Annotated in this window: 7 protein-coding genes; 5 read left to right on the top strand and 2 right to left on the bottom strand. The window is 64.7% G+C overall.

Annotation, left to right across the window (positions count from 1 at the left end):
* Window positions 1–551, top strand: a 551-nt coding sequence (locus DPV74_RS38475; RefSeq protein WP_346341823.1) for a BadF/BadG/BcrA/BcrD ATPase family protein, incomplete at its 5' end; no start/stop codon positions are given.
* A 143-nt stretch (window positions 552–694) separates the two neighbouring features.
* Entirely contained in the window at window positions 695–1,519 is an 825-nt protein-coding gene (locus DPV74_RS38480; RefSeq protein WP_048025307.1) for a Cof-type HAD-IIB family hydrolase, read from the top strand.
* 118 nt (window positions 1,520–1,637) lie between these two features.
* Here DPV74_RS38480 and aqpZ read toward each other — a convergent pair whose 3' ends face one another.
* Complete coding sequence (gene aqpZ / locus DPV74_RS38485; RefSeq protein WP_021162848.1) at window positions 1,638–2,378, bottom strand: aquaporin Z; 741 nt, start codon at window positions 2,376–2,378, stop codon at window positions 1,638–1,640.
* 304 nt (window positions 2,379–2,682) lie between these two features.
* On the opposite strand from aqpZ, the gene DPV74_RS38490 reads away from it, so the two are divergent.
* Window positions 2,683–2,979 carry an H-NS histone family protein gene (locus tag DPV74_RS38490; RefSeq protein WP_021162849.1) on the top strand — a complete coding sequence of 99 codons (297 nt, stop codon included), beginning with the start codon at window positions 2,683–2,685 and terminating at the stop codon, window positions 2,977–2,979.
* A 113-nt stretch (window positions 2,980–3,092) separates the two neighbouring features.
* On the opposite strand, the gene DPV74_RS38495 is transcribed toward DPV74_RS38490, so the two are convergent.
* Window positions 3,093–4,157: a glycosyltransferase family 4 protein gene (locus DPV74_RS38495; RefSeq protein ID WP_059528163.1), complete on the bottom strand. Its 1,065-nt coding sequence runs from the start codon at window positions 4,155–4,157 to the stop codon at window positions 3,093–3,095.
* A gap of 663 nt (window positions 4,158–4,820) precedes the next feature.
* On the opposite strand from DPV74_RS38495, the gene flhD reads away from it, so the two are divergent.
* On the top strand, window positions 4,821–5,141 hold the full coding sequence (flhD, locus tag DPV74_RS38500; RefSeq protein ID WP_027788649.1) for a flagellar transcriptional regulator FlhD: 321 nt from the start codon (window positions 4,821–4,823) through the stop codon (window positions 5,139–5,141).
* Between the two features lie 96 nt (window positions 5,142–5,237).
* The coding region (gene flhC / locus DPV74_RS38505; protein ID WP_011350591.1) for a flagellar transcriptional regulator FlhC at window positions 5,238–5,790 on the top strand (553 nt) is incomplete at its 3' end.

Here is a 5,790-nt window from a genome sequence, read left to right on the forward strand (position 1 = left end):
ACGGCGGCGCGCCGGGGCTCATCGTCGCGCTCGGCACCGGCAGCATCGCGGCGGCGCTCGATGCGGCCGGCGCCTGCCGGATCGCGGGCGGCTTCGGCTTTCCGTCCGGCGACGAGGCGAGCGGTGCGTGGCTCGGCGTGCGTGCGCTCGCGTATGCGCAGCAGGCGCTCGACGGCCGCGTACCGCGCGATGCGTTCGCGAACGCGTTGCTCGCGGAAACGGGCGCGCAGGATCGCGACGCGCTCGTCCAGTGGTCGTGCGATGCGAACCAGACGATCTACGCGCGGCTTGCGCCGATCGTGTTCGCGCACCGTTCGCATCCGGTCGCGGGCGCGCTGATCGCGCAGGCGGGCGACGAGATCGGCAAGATGATCGACGCGCTCGATCCGCAGCAGGCGCTGCCGGTCGCACTGTGCGGCGGCCTGGCGGACGCACTGGCTCCGGCCGTGCCGGCGCGCCATGCCGCGCGGCTGCGCGCGCCGCTCGACGATTCGGCGCACGGCGCGCTGCGGCTCGCGCTGCAGGCGCTGCACGAGGCGGAAGGCAACTGAGCAACTGAAGGCATTTGAGGACAGCTGAACGCGCACCGAAACCGGGCCGACGGCGGCGATCGGCCGGGAACCGTCCGGCGGGCAACCGGGCACGACGTTAGAATGGCCGTTCCGCAGAGCCCTGAGCGCCATTCTCCCGTCCCATGTACAAAGTCATCGCCACCGATCTCGACGGTACCTTGCTGAACAGCGACCACCAGCTCGATCCGTACACGATCGACACCGTCCGCCGGCTCGACCGCGACGGCCTGCAGTTCGTGATCGCCACCGGGCGCCACTACGCGGACGTCGCCGGCATTCGCGACGTGCTCGGCATCCGGCCGTACCTGATCACGTCGAACGGCGCGCGCGTGCATGCGCCGGACGACACGACGATCCACGCGCAGGACATCGATCCGGCAATCGTCCGCGGCCTCGTGCAGCCGGATATCGTCGGTGCGCACGGCCGCGTGATCGTCAACCTGTTCACCGACCAGGGCTGGCTGATCGACCGCGACGCGCCGCACCTGCTCGAATTCCACCAGGATTCGGGCTTCCGCTACGACGTGATCGACATGGCCGCGCACGACGGCACGGATATCGCGAAGGTGCTGTACATCGGCGATCCGGCCGATCTGGCGGTCGTCGCCGAGCAGATGCGCGTGCGCTTCGGCGATGCGCTGTACGTCACGTACTCGCTGCCCGACTGCCTGGAAGTGATGACCGCGAACGTGTCGAAGGGCCGCGCGCTGCGCTCGGTGCTCGCGCGGCTCGGCGTCGACACCGGCCACTGCATCGCGTTCGGCGACAACATGAACGACATCGACCTGCTCGAGACCGCCGGCCACGCGTTCATGATGAACAACGCGAACCCCGACCTGGTCGCGCGGTTGCCGCACATCCCGCGGATCGGCAACAACTTCGACGCGGGCGTCGCCCGTCACCTGCGCACGCTGTTCTCGCTCGAAGGCAACGCCGCCGCGTCCTGAGCGTCCGCCCCGGGCGGAAATGAAAAACGGGCGCCAGCGGCGCCCGTCGAAATTACCTGCCTCGATATTCTTGGACAGCGTGAGGCTCGCTGCTCTGCTCGCTTGACCCCGTAGTGATTTATTCGCTTGTGCGAGCGGATGCCGGCAGCAGGTCGACGGCGTTGTCACGCCCGGCGACCAGCGGGTAGATGATCCCGGCGAGTGCCGCGCCGATGATCGGCGCCACCCAGAACAGCCAGAGCTGGCCGATTGCTTCGCCGCCCACGAACAGCGCGGGGCCGGTCGAGCGGGCCGGGTTCACCGACGTGTTGGTGACCGGAATCGAGATCAGGTGAATCAGCGTCAGGCAAAGGCCGATCGCGATCGGCGCGAAGCCGGCCGGTGCGCGCTTGTCGGTGGCGCCCAGGATCACGAACAGGAAGAAGCCCGTCATCACGACTTCGCAAATGAACGCCGCGCCGAGTGCGTAGTGGCCGGGCGAGCGCTCGCCGAAGCCGTTCGTCGCGAAGCCGCTGCCGACGACGTCGAAGCCCGGCTTGCCGGTCGCGATCAGGTACAGCACGAATGCGCCGAGCGTCGCGCCGACAACCTGCGCGACGATGTACGGCACGAGATCGCGTGCGGGGAAGCGGCCGGCGACCGTCAGGCCGACGCTCACCGCGGGATTCAGGTGGCAGCCCGAAATATGGCCAATTGCGAATGCCATCGTCAGCACGGTCAGGCCGAAGGCAAGTGCGACGCCGGCAAAGCCGATGCCGAGGCCCGGAAAGGCGGCGGCCAGCACGGCGCTTCCGCACCCGCCGAGCACCAGCCAGAACGTGCCGAATGCCTCTGCAGCGAGACGCTGAGAAAGATTCATGTAAGGACCTCGTTCAAGTTCAAGTGGATTGAAGGCGACCGGACGATGCGACGGATTTAAACCGTCATCCGGAATTGGTCTGGATTATAGGAAATGAATCGGGTGGGGGAGGGTCAACGATTGTTAAATTTTAATGGCTGACGAATGCCCTTATTAGAATAAGTCCGCATTCTCGATATAGTCGAATCGGTTAAAGATGGCAGCATTAATTTCGAAGGGCAGGGCGGCAGTGCGGATGGCGTAACGGATGTTGGTGTCCCGGCCGGATTCGCCGGGGCCGCATCATCAAAAGGGGAGTCGAAAAATGTCTCAATACGCGAAACTCAAGGCGCAGATCGCGGATCTGCAGGCCCAGGCGGATGATGTGCGCCGCCAGGAAGTGGCGGCAGTGATTGCCGAAGTCCAGCAAAAGATTGCCGAATATGGACTGACTGCCCAGGATCTGGGCTTCGCGGAGCGAGCGAAGCGCGGGCGCCCGCCGAAGAAGGCGCCGCTGCCGCCGAAATACCGCGACCCGAAGTCGGGCGCGACCTGGAGCGGGCGCGGCAAGCCGCCGAATTGGATCGTCGGTAAAAACCGCGATCGTTTCCTGATCGAATGACCGAATGACCGAAAACCCAAACAAAAGAGCCGCATCGAGATGCGGCTCTTTTGTTTGGCGCGCCGATTGCGGCGCGGATTGGATTACGAAATATTTCTTCGCGGATTTCCGTATCAGGCGCCGGCGACGCGGCGCAATGCCGGTTGGCGCGCTCCCGTGCAAAGCGATTCGTAAGTTTCGACATAACGCTGCGCCATTGCCTTCGAACTGAAGCGCGTATCGAAACGTTCGCGGATCGCGGTGCGCGACAGGCTGTCGATCCGGTGCAGCGCGCCGACCGCACCCTGTACGTCCTCGACGATGAAGCCCGTGACGCCGTCCTCGATCACTTCCGGCACCGAGCCGCGGTTGAATGCGACGACCGGCGTGCCGCAGGCCATCGCCTCGATCATCACGAGGCCGAACGGCTCCGGCCAGTCGATCGGGAACAGCAGCGCCTTCGCGCCGGACAGGAACGCGGGCTTCTGCGCCTCGTTGATCTCGCCGATGAATTCGACATGCGCCTCGCCGAGCAGCGGCTCGATCACTTCCTTGAAATAGTCGGCGTCCGCCTTGTCGACCTTCGCAGCGATCTTCAGCGGCAGCCCGCTTTGCGCGGCGATCCGGATCGCGGTGTCGACGCGCTTTTCGGGGCAGATCCGGCCGAGGAACGCGAGGTATTCGGGCTTCACGCCCGGCTGCGGCGTGAGCAGCGTGTCGGGCAGCCCGTGATACACGGTGCCGGCCCACGCAGCCTGCGGCAGCGGCTTGCGCTGGTTGTTCGAGATCGACACGACCGGCGCGTCGGGGAACGCGTCGAACACCGGCTGCAGTTCCGGCAGGTCGAGGCGGCCGTGCAGCGTCGTCACGTACGGCGTGTCGAGGCGCGACATCAGCGGGAACGGCAGGTAGTCGAGGTGGAAGTGCAGCACGTCGAATTCGTGCGCGACCCGGGCGACCTGCTCGAGGAGGCGCATATGGGGCGCCATCGAATCGCGGATCGACGGATCGAGCCGCAGCGCGCGCGGCCAGGCCGCCTCGAGGCGCGCCGACGTGACGGAGTCGCCGCTGGCGAACAGCGTCACGTCGTGGCCGAGTTCGACGAGCGCCTCGGTGAGGTAGGACACGACACGCTCGGTGCCGCCGTAGAGTTTCGGCGGAACGGCTTCGTAAAGCGGCGCGATCTGGGCAATTCGCATGGGTGTTCTCCTGTTTGATCCGGGGGCACGAGGGTGCCGATGCGGATCCCGTGCAAGGTTGCGGAACTCGCCGACGCACGCGGTTGGCGGTACGTGGCCGTGCCCTGGGCGGGGTGCGCGGGGCGCCGGACGGCAAGCTGCGGGGCGGGCCGGCACGGCTCGCGCCGCCGCCCATTGGAGTCCATTATCGATATCGCCCTGAGGGGTTCGAGTGTTTTTTCAAACACTTAAGGCTTGTTACACGATGAAATACGCAAAAACCCCGAGAAAAAGGGCGCGGAATCAGGAATGGAGACAGATGCAACTATTGTTGCGTCATCGTGAAAAAGCACTATAATTTTTACCGATTCGATTGCCGGCAGCCTTGCCCGGAAAGCCTTTCGTTATTGCACCGAGGCCATTGGATCCATCACAGCCGAACCCGCGCCGGCACTTGCTTTCCCGACTGAAGCTTTCAATTCGCCTTGTCGGAAAAATTCCTACACGGTTTACAGACAAATCCTGCATGGCATACGCCACTTCGCTGATACCGGCATAAATGCCGTTTGGCCAAAATTCGCCCTGTAAGACTATAAACGAGCCGACTGCGCGCCCAGAGCGCCCTGATCGAGCAAACGTTTTCATAACACGAATGGCCAAAGAAAGCTCTTTAACGGGGGAATCATGAGCGCTACCAGCGAAATGCTCAGTGAGATCAAAGAGGTCAACCTGTCGTACCTCCTCCTCGCGCAACGCCTGCTGCGGGAAGACAAGGCGATGGGCATGTTCCGCATGGGAATTTCCCAGGAACTGGCCGACGTGCTCGGGAACCTCACGCTCGCACAGACCGTGAAACTCGCCGCGTCCAACCAGATGCTGTGCCGCTTCCGCTTCGATGATCACGCGCTGCTGTCGTCGCTCGCCGACAAGGGCCGCAGCGATGTCGTCGCGCACGCCCACTCGGCCATCCTGATGGCCGGGCAGCAGGTCGAAGGCGTCCGCTGATCCATCACCCCGCCTTGCGTTGAGTCCCGGCGTGTCGCGCCGGCGGACAGCGTATTGGCCACCCATCCGAATCACGTCAAGCGGACGGTTATCACCATGGCAAGCAAAAGCGTCGTGATCGAGGTGAAGGAAATCACCCTCGCCATCGAACTGATCGAACTGGGCGCCCGGCTGCAGTTGCTGGAAGCGGAGACGAGCCTGTCGCGGGATCGTCTGATCAAGCTGTACAAGGAACTGAAGGGCGTGTCGCCGCCGAAGGGGATGCTGCCGTTCTCGACCGACTGGTTCATGACGTGGCAGCCGAACATCCACTCGTCGCTGTTCTACAACATCTACCGGTTCATGCAGGACCACGGCCGCTGCGAGCCGATCCAGTCGATCGTGAAGGCGTACCGGCTCTACCAGGAGCACGTGAACCTGTCCGGCGACGAGGCCGCGCTGAGCCTCACCCGCGCGTGGACGCTCGTGCGTTTCTTCGATTCGGGGATGCTGCAGATGACCCCCTGCACGCGCTGTGGCGGCCACTTCGTCGCGCATGCGCATGATCCACATCAAGGTTTCGTCTGCGGCCTTTGCCAGCCGCCGTCGCGCGCGGGCAAGACCCGCAAGGCCGCCGCCGCGCGCGCCGAACTGGCCGCCGCCGCGGCCT

The organism is Burkholderia sp. HAN2018, from assembly GCF_024704855.1.
Taxonomy (GTDB): Bacteria; Pseudomonadota; Gammaproteobacteria; order Burkholderiales; family Burkholderiaceae; genus Burkholderia; species Burkholderia cepacia.

Excerpts from the sequence above, each read along its gene's own strand:
- DPV74_RS38480 (WP_048025307.1), top strand. The coding sequence starts at position 695 with ATGTACAAAGTCATCGCCACCGATCTCGACGGTACCTTGCTGAACAGC.
- aqpZ (WP_021162848.1), bottom strand. The coding sequence starts at position 2,378 with ATGAATCTTTCTCAGCGTCTCGCTGCAGAGGCATTCGGCACGTTCTGG.
- DPV74_RS38490 (WP_021162849.1), top strand. The coding sequence starts at position 2,683 with ATGTCTCAATACGCGAAACTCAAGGCGCAGATCGCGGATCTGCAGGCC.
- DPV74_RS38495 (WP_059528163.1), bottom strand. The coding sequence starts at position 4,157 with ATGCGAATTGCCCAGATCGCGCCGCTTTACGAAGCCGTTCCGCCGAAA.
- flhD (WP_027788649.1), top strand. The coding sequence starts at position 4,821 with ATGAGCGCTACCAGCGAAATGCTCAGTGAGATCAAAGAGGTCAACCTG.